This window comes from Streptomyces sp. ITFR-6 (assembly GCF_031844725.1).
Lineage (GTDB): Bacteria > Actinomycetota > Actinomycetes > Streptomycetales > Streptomycetaceae > Streptomyces.
Window position 1 is genome coordinate 7,954,791 of the sequence record NZ_CP134612.1, and the last position, 18,500, is coordinate 7,973,290.

The window sequence follows — 18,500 nt, forward strand, 5'->3', positions numbered from 1 at the left end:
AGGCGGTGGCCATGAACGGAAACGGCAAGGACAGCGGGAGCGGTGCGCTGGAAGGGGCCGTGGTCGCCGTGGCGGGAGCGGCGGGTCCGGCCGGCCGGGCCACGCTGCTCCGGCTCGCCGAGGCGGGCGCGGTCGTCGTCGCCTCGGACGCGAACGCGACCCGCCTCGCGGAGGCCGTGGACGCGGCCCGCTACGCCCACGGCGGCGCGACGGTCACCGGCGACACCGTGGATCTGCTCGACCTGGGAGCGGCCCGGGAATGGGCGGACCGGACGGAGAAGGAGTTCGGCAGGATCGACGGCCTGGTCCACCTGGTGGGGGGCTGGCGCGGCAGCTCGACCTTCGCGGACACCGACCTCGCCGACTGGACGCTGCTGGAGAAACTGCTGATCCGCACCGTCCAGAGCACTTCGCTCGCGTTCCAGGAGGGCCTCCAGCGCAGCGACCGCGGCCGCTACCTGCTGATCAGCGCGGCCGGCGCGAGCAATCCCACCGCGGGCAACGCCGCGTACGCCGCGTCGAAGGCCGCGGCCGAGGCCTGGACCCTCGCGCTCGCGGACGCCTTCCGCAAGGCGGGGGGCGAGGACGGGACCCGCAGCGCGGCTGCGATCCTGGTCGTGAAGGCACTGGTGCACGACGCCATGCGCGCCGAGCGCCCGAATGCGAAGTTCGCGGGCTTCACCGACGTCAAGGAACTGGCCGATGCCATCGCCGGCGTCTGGGACCGGCCCGCCCCGGAAGTGAACGGAAAGCGCCTGTGGCTGACCCCGCAACCCTAAGGACCGACGCCCGTCGTCATCACGACCCGCAGGTACGCGGCTTCGCCAGTGACAACTACGCGGGGACCCATCCGGAGATCCTCGCGGCCCTCGCCCTCGCCAACGGCGGCCACCAGATCGCCTACGGCGAGGACGACTACACCGGTCACCTCCAGCGCGTCATGCACAGCCACTTCGGCCCCACCGCCGAAGCCTTTCCGGTGTTCAACGGAACCGGCGCCAACGTGGTCTCGCTCCAGGCGATGACCGACCGCTGGGGTGCGGTCATCTGCGCCGAGTCCGCGCACATCAACGTGGACGAGGGCGGCGCACCGGAGCGGGTCGGCGGCCTCAAGCTGCTCACGGTGCCCACGGAGGACGGCAAGCTCACGCCCGAGCTCATCGACCGCCAGGCGTACGGCTGGGACGACGAGCACCGCGCCATGCCGCAGGTCGTCTCGATCACCCAGAACACCGAGCTCGGAACCGTATACACACCCGGTGAGATCCGCGCCATCTGCGAGCACGCCCACGGGCACGGCATGAAGGTCCACCTCGACGGGGCGCGGATAGCCAATGCCGCGGCTTCGCTGGACGTGCCGATGCGCACCTTCACCAACGCCGTCGGCGTCGATGTGCTCTCCTTCGGCGGCACGAAGAACGGTGCCATCTTCGGTGAGGCGGTCGTGGTCCTGAACCCCGACGCCGTCCGTGCCATGAAGCATCTGCGCAAGCTCTCGATGCAGCTCGCCTCCAAGATGCGCTTCGTCTCGGTACAGCTGGAGGCGCTGCTCGCCGGCGACCTCTGGCTGCGTAACGCCCGGCACGCCAACGCGATGGCCCAGTGGCTGGCCGAGGGGGTCCGCGCGGTGGGCGGCGTGGAGATCCTCTACCCGGTCCAGGCCAACGCCGTCTTCGCCCGGCTGCCGCACGCGGTGAGCGAGCGGCTGCAGAAGCGGTTCCGCTTCTACTTCTGGGACGAGAAGGCCGGGGACGTGCGCTGGATGTGCGCCTTCGACACCACGGAGGACGATGTCGACGCCTTCGTCCTCGCGCTGAAGGAAGAGATGGCGGCCTAGCACTCGCTGCATGATTATGCGCTCGACCGGAAAGTGATTGACTCCCGGTCGGCCGCATATCTACGCTCGGCGGCCATGGAGCTCATTCAGCAGGTCCCCGGGAACTCGGCCTACCTAGCAGCCGACGAGGCCATCGACCACGACCACCCACTGGTCCGGAAGACGGCCGCGCAGCTGCGCGGCGCAACCGATGACGCATATGCATGCGCGGCTGCCGCCTTCGACTTCGCACGCGACACGATCACGCACTCCGCCGACTCGGGCGACACGTGGGCCCCCTGGCGCGCCTCCGACGTGCTGGCGACCCGCAACGGCATCTGCCACACCAAGTCCCACGCCCTGGCCGCTCTGCTGCGCGCGGAGGGCATCCCGACGGCCCTCTGCTACCAGCGGCTCGCGGACGACAACGGGGACCCCGGGCCGGTGCACGGGCTGATCGCGCTGCGGCTGCCCGGCCGGAACCGCTGGGACCGGCAGGACCCGCGGGGCAACCGGCCGGGCGTGGACACGCGGTTCTCGCTCGACGAGGAGCGGCTGGCCTGGCCCGTGCGGCCGGAGTTCGACGAAGTGGACTACCCGGTGCTCTACGCCGCACCGCATCCGCTGGTTCTGCACGGCCTGCGGCCCGCGGCCGACCGGGTCCGGCTCTGGCGCACCCTTCCGGTGGCGCTCTGAACCGCCGACCGGTTCACGGCCGCAGCTGAAACGTCACTCCGGCGAAACGTCACTCCTGTGAAACGTCACTCCGGCCCGCGTCAGCCCCGCTCGCGGACCTCGGCGGGTGTCGGGGCCGTACCGCCCAGATGCGCGGGCACCCACCAGGTGTCGTTCGCGTCCCTCGGGCGTACCGGGTAAGCGCGCTGGGCGGCTTCGAGCAGCTCCTGCACGTGCTCCCGCAGCCGGCGGGTGATCGCGCCCGCGTACTGGTCGGTGGGGGCCTCCATCGGCTCGCCGACGCGGATCGTCAAGGGGATGTGGCTGCGCCTGAAGTTGCGCGGGCGGCCCTTGGTCCACAGCCGCTGCGTTCCCCACAGCGCCATCGGGATCAGCGGCACCCCGGCCTCCTGGGCCAGCCGCGCGGCACCCGACTTGAAGTTCTTCAGCGTGAAGGACTCCGAGATCGTCGCCTCGGGGAACACCCCGACGATCTCGCCCGAACGCAGCGAGGCGAGGGCGTGCGCATAGGCGTCCTCGCCCTGCTTGCGATCCACGGGAATGTGCTTCATGCCGCGCATCAGCGGCCCGGAGATCTTGTGCCGGAACACCGATTCCTTCGCCATGAAGCGGACGAGCCGCTTCTGCGGCAGCGTCGTGAGACCCGTGAAGATGAAGTCCAGATAGCTGATGTGGTTGCTGACCAGAACCGCGCCACCAGTCTTCGGGATGTGCTCCGAACCCTGGGTGTCGATCTTCAGGTCGAGCGCCTTGAAAAACGTACGAGCGGCGCCGATGACCGGCCGATAGACGAGTTCTGCCATCTGGGGGAAACCCTTCTTCAGCGCCTGGGGAGGGTTCTCCCGGCGGAAGTTACGCAGCCGTAGGTTTTCGGCATTGGGCCGATCGTGCCCCATGCGCGTCGCGCTGGCCAGTCTCGGCGGGCGCGGGGCGCGAGATTCTCGTCACGTGGAACGGCCGGGAATGTCCTGGCGGCCGGGGGTGCTGACTCTTTGGGCAGGGCTCCGGCAGGAGGCCGAAGATGGACGGGCAGGTACGGGTGAACAGACTGGATATCGCCCAACTCGGCGTGGAACTGGGGGAGCGGGCGACACTCGTGCAGTTCTCCAGCGCCTTCTGCCAGCCGTGCCGGGCCACCCGTCGCACGCTCGCGGAGGTGGCCGCCATGGTCGAAGGCGTCACCCACGTGGAGATCGACGCAGAGGCGCATCTCACTCTGGTGCGCGAGCTCGGCATCAGCGCGACCCCGACCGTTCTGGTGCTCGACGCCTCCGGCCGCATCGTCCGACGGGCCACCGGACAGCCGCGCACCGCCGATGTCGTGGCCGCACTGGGACGGGCGATATGACGGACCGTGACGCATCTCCCACCTTGCGGGACGGTCTTGACCGCACCCACCAGTCATCGTCAGTCTGACGCTATGCCGCCAGTACTCCTTCTCCACGGCCGGGTCCACGTCGATCTCGCCCGCTGCGCGAGTGCGCGCTGTCCGGATGCCTGAGCATCCACGGCCCCGTACCTCCGACGCGCAGAAGGAAGACACCCCCATGACGGCATCACCCGGGCTCGGCAACGCCCGCACGGCATCCCCTGACCTCCTGCGCTCCGTGTTCCGGCAGCACGCCGCCGGAGTCGCGGTGATCACCGCGGTCGGTGACCGGCCGGTCGGCTTCACGGCGACCTCCCTCAACTCCGTGGCCGCCGAGCCACCGCTCATCTCCTTCGGCGTGGGCACCTCCTCCTCCAGCTGGCCGGTCGTCGCGGAGGCGGAGCACATCGGGGTTCACATACTCGGTGAGCACCAGCAGGAACTGGCCGCCACCTTCGCGCGCAGCGGCGCCGACCGGTTCGGCCCGTCCACCTATTGGCGCAGTGGCCCGGAAGGCGTCCCGCTGCTGGACGGCGTGCTGGCATGGCTGGTCTGCCGGGTCGTGGCACGGATTCCCGCGGGCGACCACCGGATCGTGATCGCCCAGGCGGTGGTCGGGGATCCGTCCGGTTCCGGGCGCCCGCTGGTCTACCACCAGGGCCGGTTCACCGCTCTGCGAGACTGAGGACGCCTTGGTGGCACGGGGCGGGCCGGCGTTGGACAGATCACAGTTCACAGCGCTTGCCCATGGGGCAGGTACTGGATGTACTGGCGAGTAATATTACGGTCGGAGCGTCGGTCGCACCGACCGGAAATCGCCCCATCAGGCGCCTATGCTGCGTGCAACAAGGCAGCCCGGAAATGACGATGCAGTAGGAGAGCCGGCGTGAGCTTGAGGATCGTTGTCTGTGTGAAGTACGTGCCCGACGCGACCGGTGACCGGCATTTCGCCGATGACCTGACGTTGGATCGTGAGGATGTCGACGGGCTGTTGTCGGAGCTGGATGAGTACGCGGTCGAGCAGGCGTTGCAGATCGCGGACGGTGCCGATGACGCGGAGGTGACCGTGTTGACGGTGGGTCCGGAGGATGCCAAGGACGCGTTGCGCAAGGCGTTGTCGATGGGTGCGGACAAGGCTGTTCATGTCGAGGACGACGATCTGCACGGCACGGATGTGATCGGTACGTCGTTGGTGCTGGCGAAGGCGGTCGAGAAGACGGGGTTCGACCTGGTGATCTCGGGGATGGCGTCGACGGACGGCACGATGGGTGTGGTTCCGGCGCTGCTCGCGGAGCGGCTGGGGGTGCCGCAGGTGACGCTGCTGTCCGAGGTGTCGGTGGAGGGCGGTGTGGTGCGGGGGCGTCGGGACGGTGACACGGCGTCGGAGCAGTTGGAGGCGTCGTTGCCGGCGGTGGTGTCGGTGACCGACCAGTCGGGTGAGGCGCGTTACCCGTCGTTCAAGGGGATCATGGCGGCGAAGAAGAAGCCGGTGGAGTCGCTGGATCTGGATGATCTGGGGATCGAGGCGGATGAGGTGGGTCTGGGTGGTTCCTGGACGGCGGTGGATTCCGCGGCCGCGCGTCCGGCCCGTACGGCGGGCACGATCGTGAAGGACGAGGGCGAGGGCGGCAAGGCGCTGGCGGAGTTCCTGGCCGGGCAGAAGTTCATCTGAGTCGTCGCGCTGTTCATCCCCGTTTCGTCGTTCGTCTCAATCGCAGGAGATTGAAGTTCCATGACTGAAGTTCTTGTCTATGTCGATCATGTGGACGGTGCTGTCCGCAAGCCCACCCTGGAGCTGCTGACGCTTGCCCGCCGTATCGGTGAGCCGGTCGCTGTCGCTCTGGGCAAGGGTGCCGCGGACACGGCCGCCACACTGGCCGAGCACGGTGCGGTCAGGGTGCTGACCGCGGATGCACCGGAGTTCGCCGAGTATCTGGTCGTGCCGAAGGTCGACGCGCTGCAGGCCGCCTTCGACGCGGTGTCCCCGGCCGCCGTGCTGCTGCCTTCCTCGGCGGAGGCCAAGGAGATCGCGGCGCGTCTCGCGGTCCGGATCGGGTCGGGCATCATCACCGACGCGGTGGATCTGGAGGCGGGTGAGCAGGGTCCGGTGGCCACGCAGTCCGCGTTCGCCGCTTCGTACACGACGAAGTCGCGTGTTTCCAGGGGTGTTCCGGTTGTCACGGTGAAGCCGAACTCGGCGCCGGTCGAGGCGGCTCCGGCCGCCGGCGCGGTGGAGTCCCTTACGGTGTCGTTCTCGGAGCGGGCCACCGGTACGAAGGTTGTGTCCCGTACGCCGCGTGAGTCGACGGGGCGTCCGGAGCTGACGGAGGCCGCGATCGTGGTCTCGGGTGGCCGGGGTGTCAATGGTGCGGAGAACTTCGGCATCATCGAGGCGCTCGCGGACTCGCTGGGTGCGGCGGTGGGTGCCTCTCGGGCGGCGGTGGACGCGGGCTGGTACCCGCACACCAACCAGGTCGGTCAGACCGGTAAGTCGGTCTCGCCGCAGCTGTATATCGCGTCGGGTATCTCGGGTGCGATCCAGCACCGGGCGGGGATGCAGACGTCGAAGACGATCGTCGCGGTCAACAAGGACGCGGAGGCGCCGATCTTCGATCTCGTCGATTACGGCGTCGTGGGTGACCTCTTCGATGTCGTGCCGCAGCTGACCGACGAGGTCAACACCCGCAAGGGCTGACCCGCACCCGCACCACGATCCAACGGCCCGGGGCCGCACGGTGAACACACCGCGCGGCCCCGCACCGTTTCCGATCACCATTGACGCGGGTGCGGAGGCCTTATAACTTCACTATACGGATTGTTGATTCCGGGAAGCGGAAACAACGAGAGCGTGGAGGGTGCGGAAATGGGTCAGCAGGAGAAGGTGGCGACGAGTCTCGCCGGAGCGGTCAGCGACGGGATCAGCGCCTCCCTCGCAGAGGTGGACGCCGAGCTCGCCCGCCGCTACCCCGGCGACCCCGGGACCCGTCAGCCCGTCCACACGGTCTACGTACCGGGGGACACCTTCACCGCCGGCACCATCCGTTCCTGGGGCGACCAGGCGCTGAAGGCGCTCGACGAGCACGCCCCCGACGCGGACTCCCTCGCCGCGGTTCTCGGCATCCCGGACGAGCTCGCCGGGGCCGTCCACGACCGGGTACGCGCCAAGCTGGAGCGGGAGCCCGTCGAGGACCTGCGGATCGACTTCGAGGACGGCTACGGCCCCCGCTCCGACGCCGAGGAGGACGAGACCGTCGCCCGCGCGGCCCGGCTGGTCTCCGAGGCATACGCGAACGGCACGGCCGCCCCGTACATGGGCATCCGGATGAAGTGTATGGAAGCCGCCGTACGGGACCGGTCCATCCGCACCACGGACGTCTTCCTCACGGGCCTCATGGAGGCGGGCGGCCTGCCCGAGGGGCTCGTCCTCACCCTGCCCAAGGTGACGTACCCCGAACAGGTCACCGCTTTCGTCCAGCTCCTCGAAGCCTTCGAGGACGCGCACGGTCTGCCCGCCGGACGGATCGGCTTCGAGATCCAGATCGAGACCAGCCAGTCCATCCTGGCCGCCGACGGCACCGCCGCGGTCGCCCGGATGATCGACGCCGCGCGGGGCCGGGCGACCGGTCTGCACTACGGCACGTTCGACTACAGCGCCTGCGTCGGAGTCAGCGCCGCCTACCAGGCCAGCGACCATCCGGCGGCCGACCACGCGAAGGCCGTCATGCAGGTGGCCGCCGCCGGCACCGGCGTACGGGTCTCCGACGGCTCGACCAATGTCCTCCCCGTCGGCCGGAGCGCGCAGGTCCACGAAGCCTGGCGGCTGCACTACGGACTCACGCGGCGTGCTCTGGCGCGCGCCTACTACCAGGGCTGGGACATGCACCCGGCGCATCTGCCCACCCGTTACGCGGCCGTCTACACCTTCTACCGCGAGGGCCTGGAACAGGCCGCGGCCCGGCTCGCCGCGTACGTGGCCAAGGCGGGCGGCGACGTGATGGACGAACCCGCCACCGCCAAGGCGCTCAGCGGCTACCTGCTGCGCGGCATCGACTGCGGAGCGCTGGACACCGCGGAGGTGGCCCGGCTGACCGGGCTGACCCGCGCGGACCTGGACGCCTTCGCCTCACCGCGGCGCGGCGGGCTGACGGTCACCGCGCCGTAGCCGGTAGGGCCTGCCGAACTGCGGCCGCCGCTCAGGACGGCCGCAGTTCGCCAGAACCGCGTGCGATGAGCCTGGTGGGCAGCTCCACCCGTACCGGGGCGTGGTCGGCGCCGTCGAGGCGGCGGAAGAGGTGTTCGGCCGCGGTACGGCCGACTGCCGCGGCGTCCTGGGAGATGACGGTGATGCCGAGCAGATCCGCGAGTTCGATGTCGTCGAAACCGACCAGGGCGACCGGGTGCTCCCGGTCCGCCAGGACCCGCACAGCGGTCACCGTCACGCGGTTGTTGCCCGAGAAGAGCGCGGTGACCGGCTCCGGTCCGGACAGCATCGTCTCGGCCGCCAGGCGGACCCGCTCGGGTTCCGTCGAGCCCAGGGAGACCCAGGAGTCCCGCACGGTAATCCCGGCGTCCGTCATGGCGGTGTGATACCCGCGCAGCCGCTCGGTGGCGGTGTGGATGCGGGGCTGGTCACCGATGAAGCCGATCCGGCGGTGGCCGTGCGCGATCAGATGGGAGACGCCCTGGCGGGCGCCGCCGAAGCTGTCGGAGAGCACCATGTCGGCATCGATCCGGCCCGCCGGACGGTCCACGAAGACGGTCGCGATGCCGGCCCTTATCTCCTGCTCCAGATAGCGGTGGTCGTCGCCGGCCGGGATCACGATGAGCCCGTCGACCCGGCGCGCGCACAGTGCGAGGACGAGCTCCTGCTCACGCTTCGGGTCCTCGGCGCTCGAACCGTTGATGAGCAGGGCGCCGTGTGCGCGCGCGACCTCCTCCACGGCACGGCTCAGCGGCCCGTAGAAGGGGTCCGCGAGGTCCTCCAGGACGAGGCCGATGGAGGCGGTGCGGCCCTTGCGCAGCACCCGCGCGCTGTCGTTGCGGCGGAAGCCCAGCGCGTCGATGGCCTCCTGCACCCGGCGCTCGGTGTCGGGTGTGACGCCCGGCTCGCTGTTGACCACCCGGGAGACCGTCTTGAGCCCCACTCCGGCGCGCGCGGCCACGTCCTTCATGGTCGGCCGGTTGCCGTAACGGGGCTCGGGGTGACGGGTGGTCTCGGCCACGGTGCGCTGTCCTGTCGTCGGGTGCGGGCGGTCCGGCGGGACCACGGAGGGTACCGCGTGGGGGCGCCGGAGGCTGTGGCCTTGAGCATAGGCCCTGGACAACGTTGTCAGCTGAATGGAGACTATGCAGACTATTCACTGAAGCCGCAGGTCCCACTGTCTCACCATCCGGAGCCCACACCGATGCATACCGACCTCGTAGCCGCGCTGGACATCGGCGGCACCAAGATCGCCGGAGCGTTGGTCGACGGCAACGGCAAGCTCCTCGTACGCGCGCAGCGCCCGACGCCCGCCCGCGAGAGCGGGGACAGGGTGATGGAGGCGGTCGCCGGCGTGCTCGCCGAGCTGAGCTGCTCCCCGCTGTGGGGACGGGCATCGGCCGTCGGGATCGGCAGCGCCGGGCCCGTGGACGCCACAGCCGGGACGGTCAGCCCGGTCAACGTGCCCGGCTGGCGCGACTTCCCGCTGGTGGAGCGGGTGAGCCGGGCGACCGGCGGACTGCCGGTCGAGCTGGTCGGTGACGGGGTCGCGATGACCGCGGCCGAGCACTGGCTGGGCGCGGCCCGCGGCTACGACAACGCGCTGTGCATGGTCGTCTCGACCGGCGTCGGCGGCGGGCTCGTCCTCGGCGGCACCCTCCGCCCCGGCCCGAGCGGCAACGCGGGTCACATCGGCCACATCAGCGTCGACCTGGACGGCGATCCCTGCCCGTGCGGCTCGCGCGGCTGCGTCGAGCGCATCGCCAGCGGCCCCAACATCGCCCGCAGGGCCCTGGAGAGCGGCTGGCGGCCCGGTCCGGACGGCGACACCTCCGCCGCCGCGGTCGCGGCCGCCGCGAGGGCGGGGGACCCGCCGGCGGTGGCCTCCTTCGAGCGGGCCGCGCAGGCCCTGGCCGCGGGCATCGCCGCGACGGCCACCCTGGTCGAGATCGACATCGCGGTGATCGGCGGGGGAGTGGCCGGTGCGGGCGACGTCCTGTTCGCCCCGCTGCGCAGCGCCCTGCGCCGCTACGCCACGCTCTCGTTCGTCCAGCAGCTGGCCGTGGCGCCCGCGGTCATGGGCAACGACGCCGGACTGGTGGGCGCGGCCGCCGCGGCGTTCGCGGTCCGCACGGGCACGGACGGTGTGGTCCCGGTCTAAAGGGGGTGTCTGACACATGAGCGTGCGTGCCGGGGCCCGCGATACCGCGGGCAATTGCCGGACACCCCCCAGGGCCTTGGCCGGGCGCCCTCCGTGTGAAGGGCGCCCGGCCTCCCGGTCAGCAGGTGATCCGGGGATCCCCCCAGTCCGCGTGGTCGGAGTCGTCGCCGTCCCCGCCGTCGGTGACGACGAGACGGACGACCTGCGCGCCTGTCACGTCCGCCGAGACGGGCTGCGCCGGCATCGCGTTGGTCAGCACCCCGGTGGAGGCCGCCTTCGTGCCGTCCGCCCAGATCTCGAAGGCCACGCTGCCCTTGGCGCCCTTCTCGTCGTCCACGCCGACCCGGGCCGTCACGGCGCTGCACGCGCCGCCCGCGTAGTACTCGACGGTGCTGGCCGCGTGCACGCCCAGTCCCTTCGCGTACACCTCGCCGCCGATGGTGATCGGGTTCCCGTCACCCGCCGCGCTCTCACCGTTGCTGGTGTCCTTCTCGACCGGTCCGTAGCCGTTGGAGGCGGACAGCTGCGGCAGATCGCTCAGATGGCCGCCACCGGCCGGTGGCGGCACCACCACATGGGCCTGGAAGGGCACCGAGGACCGGACCTTTTTTCCGGTGGGGGAGCGGTACTGCGCGGTGAGTGTCAGGTCGTAGCCGCCGGTCGCGGTGCCGGCCGGGGGTGTCACCCGCCAGCGCGTGGTCAGCGCCCGTCCCGTGGGCAGTGCGGCGGCGGTCGTCGCGGAGCCGGCGCGGACCTTCCAGCCCGACGGTCCGGTGAGGGCCGCCGAGACCTTCAGCGCGGGGGTGCGGCCCAGGTCGGTGACCGTGGTCGTCAGCTCGGCCGTACGTCCGGCCTCGACCAGCGGGCTGCCCCTCAGGCCCAGTTCGGTGGCCGGGGGATGCGAGGCCCACGCGTTGCCGACGGTCACGCGCAGCAGTACGGTGCCGTGCGCCGGAACGGTCGCCGAGATGTCGCCCGCCGTGTTGTAGTCCGTGTGTTCCCACAGGTCGCGCATGGTGTACGCGGCCGCTCGCGGCAGGCCCACCGCCGCTGCCGTCGTCGAGATCCGCTGTGCGCTCCCGGTCTCGTTGAACAGCGCCACCGCCCGGCTGCCGTCCCGCAGTTCCTTGGCGATGACCCAGCGCCCCTCGTCGGAGGAGAGCACGGTGCCCTGCTTGCCCAGCGGGTCCTGGTCGACCGCGATGACCTCGTGGTTGGAGAGGATGTCGAACGTCTCGGGCGTCGCCTTGCGCAGATCGGAGCCGATGAGCAACGGCGCCGCCATCACCGACCACATGGAGAAGTGGGTGCGGTACTCGGTGTCCGTCATCCCGCCGTTCCCGACCTCCAGCATGTCGGGGTCGTTCCAGTGCCCCGGTCCCGCTGCCGAGGCCAGCGGCAGGTTCTGCTTCATGATCGACAGCATGCTGCTCCAGCTGTCGTTGATGTCGCCCGTCGTGCGCCAGAGGTTGCCGAGTTCCGCGGCCCATTCCCAGGGCTTGTTCTCCCCCCATTCGCAGATGCTGTAGACGATGGGCCGGCCGGTCGCGGCAAGCGCGTCCCGCATCGTCGTATAGCGCTCTTTCGCGTCGACGCCCTGGTTGTTGCAGTTGTCGTACTTGAGGTAGTCGACGCCCCAGTCCGCGAACTGCTGTGCGTCGCTGTACTCATGTCCCAGTGCGCCGGGAAGTCCGACACTGTCGCAGGTCTTCGTGCCCGCGCTGGTGTAGATGCCGAGCTTCAGTCCCTTTGAGTGGACGTAGTCCGCGACGGCTTTGATCCCGTTCGGGAACCGCGTCGGATCGGCCTCCAGTTTGCCGTCCGCGTTGCGCTGCGGGACGGCCCAGCAGTCGTCGAGATTGATGTACTGGTAGCCGGCGTCCTTGAGGCCCTTCTCGACAAAGATGTCCGCGATGCCCTTGACCATCGTCTCGTCGAACTCGGCCCGGCAATGGGTCGAGTTCCAGTTGTTGAACCCCATGGGCGGTGTGAGAGCGAGACCGTTGTCCGCCTTCGCGGCCGCCGAGGGCGGCGGGGCGGGCGCGGGTCCCGGGGAGTCCGCGGCGGCGGGAAAGGCGATACCCGCCGCGCACAGAAGGCCTGCGGTCAGCGCTCCGACGACTCTGCGCGGGCCTGTGCGGGTTGTACGGGCTGGAAGATGACGCATCGTTACGTTCCTCCGGACTCGTGCCAAATCATGCGACGTCATGTGCATGCCAATACGGGCGAGCATGTTAGAGCCTGTTGAAGTATGTTGGAAGAGGGGGGTGTCGTTTGTTCGTTATCGCGTCAAAACCCTTGACCGGCACGCTGGTTGAGGGTGTGATCCAGGCATGCGTTCGGTTGTGTTGGGTCGCCTTCGGGGGCGGCGGTCGGTCTCACGGCTGGAACAGGGCCTGGGCGGTCCGGCCGGCCTGCTCGCGTAGCCAGGTGTGGGCGTGATCGTTGTCGTAGCGCTGGTGCCACACCAGGTGGAGTGGGATGGCGGGCATCTGAACCGGCAGTGGCAGCGTGAGCAGGCCGAGCCGGTCGCGGGCGGCGCGGGTCACCGCGTCGGCCAGGGTGACCACCAGGTCTGATTGCAGGGCGAGTTGGAGCGCGGTGGTGACGGTCAGGCCCGCCGCGACGACCCGGCGTTCGAGGCCTTGGACAGCAAGGGCGTCGTCGACCGGGTCGTGCAGGCGTCCGCGCCGCGAGACGGCGATGTGTTCCGCGGCTGCGTAACGGCCGGCGCTCATGGAGCCCTCCGTGAGCGGGTGGCCGGCCCGGACGGCGACGACCAGCTTGTCCTCGCCCACGAGGCGGGAACGGATGCCGGGCAGTGCCGGCCGGGTGGAGCTGGATTCGAGGTCGATCTCGCCGCGGTGCAACTCCGGCGTGCCCGATCCCGGTTCGGCCAGCAGCCGGAGCCGGACGCCGGGGGCCTGACGGTGGACGGCGGCGATCAGGGCCGGCCCGCAGGCCGCCGTGAGGGCGTCGTGCCAGCGCACCGTGAACACCCGCTCCAGCGTGGTCAGGTCCACGTCCTGCTCCGCGGACAGCAGCAGCTGTGCCTGCTGTACGAGGTCGTGGACCTGCGCCCGGATCGCCAGCGCGTGTGCGGTGGGGACCATGCTGCGGCCGGTGCGGACCAGGATCTGGTCCCCGGTGGCCTTGCGGATGCGGCCCAGTGAGCGGCTCATCGCCGGCGGGGTGACGTGGAGGCGGGCCGCTGCCCCGGCGACGCTGCCCTCCTCCAGGAGCGCGTCCAGGGCCGTGAGCAGATTCAAATCCAGTTGCATGACAGTAACTCTACAAGTGCAAAGCATGCACTTGCTGTTAATCGACGGGCTGCCTACGGTCGAAGAGCGAGCAGGGACGACCCGCCGCATCGACCGCATCAGAGGAGCCGATCATGTCCACAGCCATGCCCTTCACCGCCGGTTCCACGCACATGTCCGAGGTGACCGGCGCGGTGACGGCGGCCGGCACGGTGCTGCGCGACCGGTACACCCCGCACGCCCGGGGCGTGCGGCTGACCGGGATCGTGGACGAGATCCACGCCAACGACGACGCCGTCCTCGCCGTGCTGCGCGAACCCCTGTTGCGGGCCCGGCCAGGATCGGTGTGGGCCGAGGACGAGCTGGCCGGCGGTGCGCTCCCGCAGGGGGAGTGGTGGGCCGTCGACCCTGCGGAGGGCAACATCAACCACGTCCACGGCATGTCGGACTGGGCCGTCACCGCCACCCTGGTCCGCGACAACCGGCCGGTCCTCACCGTCGTCCACCTGCCACTGACCGGCGACACCTACACCGCGGCCGCGGGAGCCGGCGCCCGTCTGAACGGCGTGCGCCTCAAGGCGTCCGCCAAGACCGACCTGGGGGCCGCCCTGACCGGCACGGGTCAGGCCAGACCCGGCGAGGACGAGCGCACCCTGCGCCGGATCGGCGACTCGGTCACCGCCATGCTCGTCAACGGCCTTGTCGTGCGCGTCTCGGTCCCCGTCACGTTGCAGCTCATCCACGTCGCCGCCGGGCGGATGGAGGCGTTCTGGCAGTTCTCCGACGTGCGTTCCGGGCTGGTCGCCGGCGCCCTCCTGGTCTCCGAGGCGGGAGGCGTCGTCACCGACCTGGCGGGCGAACCCTGGACCCTGGCCGGCCGCGACTTCCTGGCCGCCGCCCCCGGCGTCCACCCCGCCGCCCTGAAGGCCCTGTCCTCGGTCGCCTGACCCGGAAGACCGGTCCCGCGCCCCGCTCATCCCTCCCGAGAACCCCAAGGAACATCATGACCAGCATCGGAATCCTCGGCGCCGGCCGCGTCGGCGGCAATCTCGCCCGCGAACTCGCCGCGAGCGGGCACCAGGTCACCCTCGGTTGCCGGCACCCGGAGGAGGTGGCCGCCGCCCGCGCGGCCGGAACCGGCCCCCGTATCCGGTACGCCGACCACCTCACCACCGTCCGCGCCTCGGACGTCGTGATCAACGCGACGCCCGGCGACACCGCTCTCGAACGCCTCACCGGCCTGCGCTCCCAGCTCGCCGGAAAGATCCTCGTCGACGTCTCCAACGCGACCCGCGACACCGACGACGGCCTGCCCGGCGACCTCTGCTACCCCGGCAGCAGTCTCGCCGAACAGCTCCAGACCGCCCTGCCCGGTACCCGGGTGGTCAAGACCCTCAACACCATGCTGTTCATGGTTATGACAGCCCCCGGGGCCCTGCCCGTCCCGCCGACCGCCTACCTGTCGGACGACGACGAGGACGCCAAGAAGACGGTCACCGGCCTGCTCGGCGACCTGGGCTGGCAGCCCGGGTGGATCGAGGACCTCGGCGGCATCACGACCGCCCGCGCCACAGAGGCCATGATCCTGCTGGTCCCTCACATCCTGCGCAAGCACGGCTTCCAGCCCTTCGCCATCACCGTGGCCCGCTGACCCCGCGCAGAGCCGGGGCCGGAGACCCCGGGCGGCGGAGATGCCTCCGATCGAGTCACCCGGGCCCGCCGATTGAGGAACTGTCAGTGGTCGGTGCGATCCTGCTGGTATGGACGAGATCATGCGGCGGCGCGTGTACGGCGCCGATCACGACGACCCCGACCCGGGGCCCCGGCCGGGGCGTGTCTACCGGGAGCTGGTGGGCGGCCCGCTCGACGGGCTGCTGCTGGACGTGACGGGCTGGACGGAGGTCGCCCTCGCGGACGGCTCCGCCCTGATCACCGAGATCGGCTCCTACGGGGCCGGCGGCAGGGCCGAGTACGGACCGAGGCCGAACGAGCCGTACAAGTGGGACTGGAGGGGCGACACGCCCTGAAGGGCAGGGCGTGTTCCGCGCGTTCCCGGCTGCCCTGCCTTGCCCCGCCGCTCCGGCACCCGGGCGGCGGGCGCTCAGCGGCCCCGGTCCGGATGCTGCTGACCCACGACCACCAGGAACGCGTCCTGCTCCAGATCCATCACGACCTCCGCCGCGACGCCCTCGCCGCGGCGGGCCGCCGCGAACTCCTCGGCCGGCCAGCTTCCCCGCGGGTCCCCTGCGGGGAACTGCTCAAGCACGGTGCGAAGCACGGTCCACCCCCTGTCGTTCGTTCTGCTGTCCGCTCCAACGACGTCCGGGCGGTCCCCGTCACGGCCTGCGCGGACGCCGCTTGCCGTGCCCCGGGACGTCCACGGAGGCCATGAAAGGCCGCGTTCGTACAACGGCATCGCCCCGAACGGGTTTTCGCGGCAGGGTGATGCGGGCAAGCCACAGGGGGCTACGGAAGAGGGGGAACCGTGATCGTCTGGATCAACGGTGCGTTCAGCGCGGGGAAGACCAGCGCCGCGCGCGAACTGATCGATCTGATCCCGAACAGCACCTTCTACGACCCGGAACTGACCGGCGCGGGGCTGCGCAGTCTGCTGCCCCAGAAGAGGCTCGCCGAGGTGACCGACTTCCAGGACCTGCCGATCTGGCGGCGCCTGGTGGTGGACACCGCGGCGGCCCTGCTCGCCGAGGTCGGCGGGGTACTGGTGGTGCCGATGACGCTGCTGCGACAGGAGTATCGCGACGAGATCTTCGGAGGGCTCGCCTCCCGGCGCATTCCGGTGCGCCATGTGCTGCTCTCACCTGAGGAAACGATCCTGCGGCAACGGATCGCCGACCGAGTGGAAGCCGACGACGACCCCGAACGCAGCGAGCAGGTCCGCCAGTGGGCGTACGAGCACATCGGGCCCTACCTGTCGGCGCTCGACTGGATCACCGGGGACGCCCACACCATCGACAACAGCGCCCTCACCCCGAGGGAGACCGCCGTACGGATAGCAGAGGCCGTGCACAGCGGGGCCGCCCCGGCCTGCGGGATCGTGCAGACACCCGACCCGACCGCGGAGACCGTCGCGGCCGGTGTGCTGCTCTTCGACGAGGAGGACCGGGTGCTGCTCGTCGACCCCACCTACAAGCCCGGCTGGGAGTTCCCCGGCGGCGTCGTGGAGTCGGGCGAGGCACCGGCCCGTGCCGGGATCAGGGAGGTCGCGGAGGAGATAGGGATACAGCTCGAACGCATACCGAGACTGCTGGTCATCGACTGGGAAGCGCCCGAGCCGCCCGGCTACGGCGGGCTGCGGCTGCTCTTCGACGGGGGCCTGCTGCCGGACCGGGACGCCGAGCGGCTGGTGCTGCCCGGTTCCGAACTGCGCGGCTGGCGGTTCGTCACAGAGGCGGAGGCGGCCACCATGCTGCCGCCCACCCGTTACGAACGACTGCGCTGGGCGCTGCGTGCCCGCGAGAAGTCGGTCGTGTTCAACCTGGAGGCCGGGGTCCCGGTGGGCTGAGCCCCGAGGTGATCAGTGCGGGCACGTACGCGGCTGATCCGTGCGGCGCATGTACGCGGCGGACATCCGCCGCGTACATGCGCGCCGTGCGTGCCTCGCTCAGGCCTTCTTGGAGGCGGCGTAGTTCCGCAGGAACAGCGCCTCGGCCACCGACATCCGCTCCAGCTCCTCGGGCGACACGCTCTCGTTCACCGCGTGGATCTGTGCCTCGGGCTCGCTCAGCCCGATCAGCAGGATCTCCGCCTCCGGGTACAGCTCGGCGAGCGCGTTGCAGAGCGGGATCGAGCCGCCCATGCCGGAGGACTGCATCTCCTCGCCCGGATACGCCACCCGCATGGCGTCCGCCATCGCCGTGTACGCCGGGCTGGAGACGTCGGCGCGGAAGGGCTGCCCCTGGCCGACCTGCTCGACCGACACCCTGGCACCCCACGGGGCGCGTGACAGGAGATGCGCGGTGAGCAGCTTCGTCGCCTCGTCGGCGTCGCCGCCCGGCGGCACCCGGAGGCTGATCTGGGCGCGCGCGGCCGCCTGGACCGAGGGCGTCGCGCCGACGACCGGCGGGCAGTCGATGCCGATCACCGTGACGGCCGGCCGCGCCCAGATCCGGTCGGCGACCGTATCCGTGCCGATCAGCTCCACCCCGTCCAGCACCTTCGCGTCCTTGCGGAAGTCGGCCTCCGGGTACTGAAGGCCGTCCCACTTCGCGTCGGTGGTCAGGCCGTCGACGGTGGTCGTGCCGTCCTCCGCGCGCAGCGACGCGAGCAGCTGGATCATCGCGGCCAGCGCGTCCGGCGCGGCGCCGCCGAACTGCCCGGAGTGCAGGTTCCCTTCGAGGGTGTCGAGACTCACCCGCAGCATCGTCATCCCGCGCAGGGTCGAGGTGACCGTCGGCAGACCGGCGCGGAAGTTACCGGTGTCGCCGATCACCACGGTGTCCGCGGCGAGCAGCTCCGGATGGGCCTGCGCGTACTGTTCCAGGCCGCCGGTGCCCTGCTCCTCCGAGCCCTCGGCTATCACCTTCACGGAGACCGGCACCCCGCCGTTCGCCTTCAGGGCGCGCAGCGCGAGGAGGTGCATGACGAAGCCGCCCTTGCAGTCGGCGGAGCCCCGGCCGAACCAGCGGCCGTCGCGTTCGGTCAGCTCGAACGGAGGGGAGAGCCAGGCGGACTCGTCGAGCGGCGGCTGCACGTCGTAGTGCGCGTAGAGCAACACGGTGGGCGCTCCGGCCGGACCGGGCAGCAAGCCGTAGACGGCCTTGCTGCCGTCCGGGGTGTCGAGCAGGGCGACGTCCTGGAAGTCCTCGTCGCGCAGCGCCCCGGCGACCCACTCGGCCGCGGCGTCGCACTCGCTCCTGGGGTACACAGCGGGATCCGCCACCGACTGGAAGGCCACCAGCTCGGTGAGCTCCGCCTTGGCGCGGGGCATCAGCGAGGCGATGGTTTCGGAAATCGGATGGGCGGTCATGGGCACGCTC

At 70.7% G+C, this 18,500-nt stretch carries 19 protein-coding genes; 13 read left to right on the plus strand and 6 right to left on the minus strand.

Annotation, left to right across the window (positions count from 1 at the left end; all coding sequences use genetic code 11):
* Nucleotides 1-11: 11 nt before the first annotated feature.
* The 3 genes from RLT59_RS35950 to RLT59_RS35960 all read left to right on the plus strand — a co-directional run bounded on the left by RLT59_RS35950 (nucleotide 12) and on the right by RLT59_RS35960 (nucleotide 2,512).
* Complete coding sequence (locus RLT59_RS35950) at nucleotides 12-779, plus strand: SDR family NAD(P)-dependent oxidoreductase (RefSeq protein WP_311307976.1); 768 nt, start codon at nucleotides 12-14, stop codon at nucleotides 777-779.
* Nucleotides 758-1,837, plus strand: coding sequence for a threonine aldolase family protein (locus tag RLT59_RS35955; RefSeq protein WP_311307262.1), 1,080 nt, complete (start codon nucleotides 758-760; stop codon nucleotides 1,835-1,837). The genes RLT59_RS35950 and RLT59_RS35955 overlap by 22 nt, the downstream gene beginning before the upstream one ends.
* A gap of 75 nt (nucleotides 1,838-1,912) precedes the next feature.
* On the plus strand, nucleotides 1,913-2,512 hold the full coding sequence (locus RLT59_RS35960; RefSeq protein WP_311307263.1) for a transglutaminase domain-containing protein: 600 nt from the start codon (nucleotides 1,913-1,915) through the stop codon (nucleotides 2,510-2,512).
* Nucleotides 2,513-2,592: 80 nt separating this feature from the next.
* On the opposite strand, the gene RLT59_RS35965 is transcribed toward RLT59_RS35960, so the two are convergent.
* Nucleotides 2,593-3,315 carry a lysophospholipid acyltransferase family protein gene (locus tag RLT59_RS35965; RefSeq protein ID WP_311307264.1) on the minus strand — a complete coding sequence of 241 codons (723 nt, stop codon included), beginning with the start codon at nucleotides 3,313-3,315 and terminating at the stop codon, nucleotides 2,593-2,595.
* 218 nt (nucleotides 3,316-3,533) lie between these two features.
* On the opposite strand from RLT59_RS35965, the gene RLT59_RS35970 reads away from it, so the two are divergent.
* The 5 genes from RLT59_RS35970 to RLT59_RS35990 all read left to right on the plus strand — a co-directional run bounded on the left by RLT59_RS35970 (nucleotide 3,534) and on the right by RLT59_RS35990 (nucleotide 8,043).
* Entirely contained in the window at nucleotides 3,534-3,860 is a 327-nt protein-coding gene (locus RLT59_RS35970) for a TlpA family protein disulfide reductase (protein WP_311307265.1), read from the plus strand.
* Nucleotides 3,861-4,059: 199 nt separating this feature from the next.
* Nucleotides 4,060-4,566, plus strand: coding sequence for a flavin reductase family protein (locus tag RLT59_RS35975; protein ID WP_311307266.1), 507 nt, complete (start codon nucleotides 4,060-4,062; stop codon nucleotides 4,564-4,566).
* A 201-nt stretch (nucleotides 4,567-4,767) separates the two neighbouring features.
* Nucleotides 4,768-5,553, plus strand: a complete 786-nt coding sequence (locus RLT59_RS35980; protein WP_311302742.1) for an electron transfer flavoprotein subunit beta/FixA family protein — start codon at nucleotides 4,768-4,770, stop codon at nucleotides 5,551-5,553.
* A gap of 60 nt (nucleotides 5,554-5,613) precedes the next feature.
* Nucleotides 5,614-6,576 (plus strand): electron transfer flavoprotein subunit alpha/FixB family protein, encoded by a 963-nt coding sequence (locus RLT59_RS35985; RefSeq protein WP_311302743.1) that lies wholly within the window; start codon nucleotides 5,614-5,616, stop codon nucleotides 6,574-6,576.
* 168 nt (nucleotides 6,577-6,744) lie between these two features.
* A complete protein-coding gene (locus RLT59_RS35990) occupies nucleotides 6,745-8,043 on the plus strand; it encodes a DUF6986 family protein (RefSeq protein WP_311307267.1) in 1,299 nt (432 codons plus the stop codon).
* Nucleotides 8,044-8,074: 31 nt separating this feature from the next.
* Here RLT59_RS35990 and RLT59_RS35995 read toward each other — a convergent pair whose 3' ends face one another.
* Nucleotides 8,075-9,103, minus strand: a complete 1,029-nt coding sequence (locus tag RLT59_RS35995; protein ID WP_311307268.1) for a LacI family DNA-binding transcriptional regulator — start codon at nucleotides 9,101-9,103, stop codon at nucleotides 8,075-8,077.
* A gap of 183 nt (nucleotides 9,104-9,286) precedes the next feature.
* Here RLT59_RS35995 and RLT59_RS36000 point away from each other — a divergent pair, with 183 nt between their 5' ends.
* Entirely contained in the window at nucleotides 9,287-10,243 is a 957-nt protein-coding gene (locus RLT59_RS36000) for an ROK family protein (RefSeq protein WP_311307269.1), read from the plus strand.
* 118 nt (nucleotides 10,244-10,361) lie between these two features.
* Here the strand turns inward: RLT59_RS36000 and RLT59_RS36005 are convergent, their stop codons facing one another.
* Nucleotides 10,362-12,410, minus strand: a complete 2,049-nt coding sequence (locus RLT59_RS36005) for an NPCBM/NEW2 domain-containing protein (RefSeq protein WP_311307270.1) — start codon at nucleotides 12,408-12,410, stop codon at nucleotides 10,362-10,364.
* Nucleotides 12,411-12,621: 211 nt separating this feature from the next.
* A complete protein-coding gene (locus RLT59_RS36010) occupies nucleotides 12,622-13,524 on the minus strand; it encodes a LysR family transcriptional regulator (RefSeq protein WP_311307271.1) in 903 nt (300 codons plus the stop codon).
* Nucleotides 13,525-13,637: 113 nt separating this feature from the next.
* On the opposite strand from RLT59_RS36010, the gene RLT59_RS36015 reads away from it, so the two are divergent.
* From RLT59_RS36015 to RLT59_RS36025, 3 genes are all read left to right on the plus strand, one after another.
* Nucleotides 13,638-14,450 (plus strand): inositol monophosphatase family protein, encoded by an 813-nt coding sequence (locus RLT59_RS36015; RefSeq protein WP_311307272.1) that lies wholly within the window; start codon nucleotides 13,638-13,640, stop codon nucleotides 14,448-14,450.
* Between the two features lie 56 nt (nucleotides 14,451-14,506).
* Entirely contained in the window at nucleotides 14,507-15,154 is a 648-nt protein-coding gene (locus tag RLT59_RS36020) for an NADPH-dependent F420 reductase (protein ID WP_311307273.1), read from the plus strand.
* Between the two features lie 109 nt (nucleotides 15,155-15,263).
* A complete protein-coding gene (locus tag RLT59_RS36025) occupies nucleotides 15,264-15,530 on the plus strand; it encodes an MDR/zinc-dependent alcohol dehydrogenase-like family protein (protein ID WP_024490055.1) in 267 nt (88 codons plus the stop codon).
* Nucleotides 15,531-15,604: 74 nt separating this feature from the next.
* Here RLT59_RS36025 and RLT59_RS36030 read toward each other — a convergent pair whose 3' ends face one another.
* Nucleotides 15,605-15,781 carry a DUF8839 family protein gene (locus RLT59_RS36030; RefSeq protein ID WP_311307274.1) on the minus strand — a complete coding sequence of 59 codons (177 nt, stop codon included), beginning with the start codon at nucleotides 15,779-15,781 and terminating at the stop codon, nucleotides 15,605-15,607.
* 207 nt (nucleotides 15,782-15,988) lie between these two features.
* Here RLT59_RS36030 and RLT59_RS36035 point away from each other — a divergent pair, with 207 nt between their 5' ends.
* Nucleotides 15,989-17,026, plus strand: a complete 1,038-nt coding sequence (locus RLT59_RS36035) for an NUDIX hydrolase (protein WP_311307275.1) — start codon at nucleotides 15,989-15,991, stop codon at nucleotides 17,024-17,026.
* 99 nt (nucleotides 17,027-17,125) lie between these two features.
* Here the strand turns inward: RLT59_RS36035 and RLT59_RS36040 are convergent, their stop codons facing one another.
* Entirely contained in the window at nucleotides 17,126-18,490 is a 1,365-nt protein-coding gene (locus RLT59_RS36040; RefSeq protein ID WP_311307276.1) for a dipeptidase, read from the minus strand.
* Between the last annotated feature and the right edge of the window lie 10 nt (nucleotides 18,491-18,500).

Excerpts from the sequence above, each read along its gene's own strand:
- RLT59_RS36010 (WP_311307271.1), bottom strand. The coding sequence starts at position 13,524 with ATGCAACTGGATTTGAATCTGCTCACGGCCCTGGACGCGCTCCTGGAG.
- RLT59_RS35970 (WP_311307265.1), top strand. The coding sequence starts at position 3,534 with ATGGACGGGCAGGTACGGGTGAACAGACTGGATATCGCCCAACTCGGC.
- RLT59_RS35950 (WP_311307976.1), top strand. The coding sequence starts at position 12 with ATGAACGGAAACGGCAAGGACAGCGGGAGCGGTGCGCTGGAAGGGGCC.
- RLT59_RS36015 (WP_311307272.1), top strand. The coding sequence starts at position 13,638 with ATGTCCACAGCCATGCCCTTCACCGCCGGTTCCACGCACATGTCCGAG.
- RLT59_RS36000 (WP_311307269.1), top strand. The coding sequence starts at position 9,287 with ATGCATACCGACCTCGTAGCCGCGCTGGACATCGGCGGCACCAAGATC.
- RLT59_RS36005 (WP_311307270.1), bottom strand. The coding sequence starts at position 12,410 with ATGCGTCATCTTCCAGCCCGTACAACCCGCACAGGCCCGCGCAGAGTC.
- RLT59_RS35985 (WP_311302743.1), top strand. The coding sequence starts at position 5,614 with ATGACTGAAGTTCTTGTCTATGTCGATCATGTGGACGGTGCTGTCCGC.
- RLT59_RS35965 (WP_311307264.1), bottom strand. The coding sequence starts at position 3,315 with ATGGCAGAACTCGTCTATCGGCCGGTCATCGGCGCCGCTCGTACGTTT.
- RLT59_RS36025 (WP_024490055.1), top strand. The coding sequence starts at position 15,264 with ATGGACGAGATCATGCGGCGGCGCGTGTACGGCGCCGATCACGACGAC.
- RLT59_RS35990 (WP_311307267.1), top strand. The coding sequence starts at position 6,745 with ATGGGTCAGCAGGAGAAGGTGGCGACGAGTCTCGCCGGAGCGGTCAGC.
- RLT59_RS35960 (WP_311307263.1), top strand. The coding sequence starts at position 1,913 with ATGGAGCTCATTCAGCAGGTCCCCGGGAACTCGGCCTACCTAGCAGCC.
- RLT59_RS36040 (WP_311307276.1), bottom strand. The coding sequence starts at position 18,490 with ATGACCGCCCATCCGATTTCCGAAACCATCGCCTCGCTGATGCCCCGC.
- RLT59_RS36020 (WP_311307273.1), top strand. The coding sequence starts at position 14,507 with ATGACCAGCATCGGAATCCTCGGCGCCGGCCGCGTCGGCGGCAATCTC.
- RLT59_RS35975 (WP_311307266.1), top strand. The coding sequence starts at position 4,060 with ATGACGGCATCACCCGGGCTCGGCAACGCCCGCACGGCATCCCCTGAC.